Origin of the sequence: Mesorhizobium sp. M7A.F.Ca.CA.003.01.2.1 (assembly GCF_003998945.1) — a bacterium.
Classification (GTDB): domain Bacteria; phylum Pseudomonadota; class Alphaproteobacteria; order Rhizobiales; family Rhizobiaceae; genus Mesorhizobium; species Mesorhizobium ciceri.
The window spans coordinates 1-2,315 of the sequence record NZ_RZRA01000893.1 but is presented as its reverse complement, the minus strand read 5'-3'; the positions used below and the strand labels follow the sequence as shown (position 1 = coordinate 2,315).

Annotated in this window: 2 protein-coding genes; both read left to right on the top strand. The window is 63.6% G+C overall.

What is annotated here, in order from left to right; translation table 11 throughout:
• Positions 1 to 1,324, top strand: a 1,324-nt coding sequence (locus EN969_RS27270; protein ID WP_164758534.1) for an LLM class flavin-dependent oxidoreductase, incomplete at its 5' end; no start/stop codon positions are given.
• Between the two features lie 14 nt (positions 1,325 to 1,338).
• Entirely contained in the window at positions 1,339 to 2,115 is a 777-nt protein-coding gene (locus tag EN969_RS27265) for a DUF427 domain-containing protein (RefSeq protein ID WP_024503939.1), read from the top strand.
• Positions 2,116 to 2,315: the final 200 nt, after the last annotated feature.

Here is a 2,315-nt window from a genome sequence, read left to right as displayed (position 1 = left end):
CTTCAACCCGCAGGGCGATCATCGGATGTCGTGGCGCCACCCGAGGGCGCCGGGGCGGGAGGTACTGGATTTCGAATTCTACCGCGATCTCGTGCAGGCGGCCGAACGCGCCAGGATCGACACCATCTTCGTCGCCGACCACGTGTCGATCTGGGATTCAGTCAAGAGCGGCGTCGCCCATTACGCCAATGCCCGCCTCGAACCGCTGACGCTGCTATCGGCGCTGGCTAGCGTGACCAAGCATATCGGCCTGATCACCACGGCGTCGAGTTCCTACAGCGAGCCGTACAATGTGGCGCGCATGTTCGCCTCGCTCGACCATATCAGCAAGGGCAGGGCGTCGTGGAACGTCGTCACCTCGGCCATGGATGAGGAGGCGCGCAATTTCGGCCGCGACGGCAATATCGAACATGCTTTCCGCTATGAGCGCGCGGCCGAATTCCTCGATATCGTCAAGGCGCTGTGGGACAGCTGGGAAGACGAGGCGCTGCTGATCGACAAGGCGTCAGGCCATTTCGCCGACCCCGACAAGGTCCATCCTATCGATCACAAGGGCAAGCACTTCAAGGTGCGTGGGCCGCTCAACGTCTCGCGGCCGCCGCAAGGCCATCCGCTAATCGTCCAGGCCGGCTCGTCCGAAGATGGCAAGAACTTCGCCACCGCCCAGGCCGATGCGCACTTCGCCATCTACAGCACCAAGGAGGATGGCATCAAATACCGTCAGGACATCAACGAGCGGCTGGCCCGCCACGGCAGGCGGCCGGAGAGCTTCAAGATCCTGCCCGGCATCCTGCCGATCGTCGCCGCCTCCGAAGCGGAAGGCCGGGAAAAGCAAGAATACCTGCAGACCTTGCTGCCGGATCAGGTCGGCATCGACCTTCTGTCGAGCTGGAGCGGGTTGGACCTGTCGCTGTTCCCGCCGGACGGGCCGCTGCCGCCGCTGCCGGACGAAAGCACGTTCAATGGCGGGCGCACATCGCTCAACCGGGTCAAGCAGTGGGCGAAGCAGAATCTCAGCCTGCGCGAGATCGCGCGCAAGCTCGCCAACAGCGGTTCGGTGCCGACGGTTGCCGGCACGCCGGTACAGATCGCGGACCAGTTGCAGGACTGGTTCGTTTCGGGTGCCGCTGACGGCTTCAACCTGATGTTCCCGCTGCTGCCAGAAGACTGGGTGAATTTTGCCGAACAGGTGGTGCCGGAGCTGCAGCGGCGCGGCGTCTTCCCGACCGAATACGGGCCGGGAACGCTGCGCGACCGTTTCGGCCTGGCGCGGCCCGCCAACCGCTTCGCCGAGCAGCGCGACAATGCGCGTGCCGTGTCCTGACCGGAAGAACGATCATGACCGTCGCACCAAGATTGCAGCCACGCGAAGCGACCGCGCCGCAGCTCGTCAATGTCCTGCACAGCCCCAAGCGTGTGCGCGTCAAATTCGGCGGCCGCACCATCGCCGACAGCCGCAACGTGCTGGTGCTGCGCTCCAACCATTTCCTGCCGATCTATTTCTTCCCGCCGTCAGCGGTCGACCCATCGGTGCTGAAACCTTCGCTGCATCGCGAGCCGCATCCGGTCGGTGGCGAGACCGCCTATTGGGATATCGACAGCGGCGACAGGCGCAGCGCCAACGCGGCGTGGTCGTTCGTGTCACCGCCGGATGAAAACCTGGCGCCGCTGGCCGGCCGCATTGCATTCACCTGGAAGGCCGTCGACCAGTGGTTCGAGGAGGAAGAGGAAGTCTTCGTCCACGCCCGCGATCCCTATGCACGCATCGATGTTCTGCAAAGCTCGAGCCATTTGCAGATCTGGTTCGACGGCGAGCCGATCGCCGACAGCCACCGCCCGGTGCTGCTGTTCGAGACGCATCTGCCGACGCGTTTTTATCTGCCCGCGGAAGACATCCGGCTGGAGCGGCTGACGGCGTCCGTCACCACGACGCGATGTCCCTACAAGGGCATCGCCTCTTACTGGTCCGGCCTGCTGAGCGACGGTTCGGTGCGCCCTGATATCGCCTGGAGCTACCGGGATCCCATTGAGGAAATGCCGAAGATCAAGGGCCTCATCGCCTTCTATCCGCAGGCCGTCGACCGCATCCATCTCGACGGCGAGCCCGTCGCATAGATTTTCAATCTTCATTTCAAAGCAGGGTTTCAAAATGACCAGACGCAGAGATATCGACGCAGTTCGCAATCTGTCGGGGGACATCTGGAATGTCGCCGTCGACGAACATCAGGGCGGCTTTCTCAAGCGCCGCGATCTCCTCAGATATGCCGCACTGCTCGGCCTGACCGGCTTTGCCGCCTCGCAGGGGTTGGGAGGCG

Excerpts from the sequence above, each read along its gene's own strand:
- EN969_RS27265 (WP_024503939.1), top strand. The coding sequence starts at position 1,339 with ATGACCGTCGCACCAAGATTGCAGCCACGCGAAGCGACCGCGCCGCAG.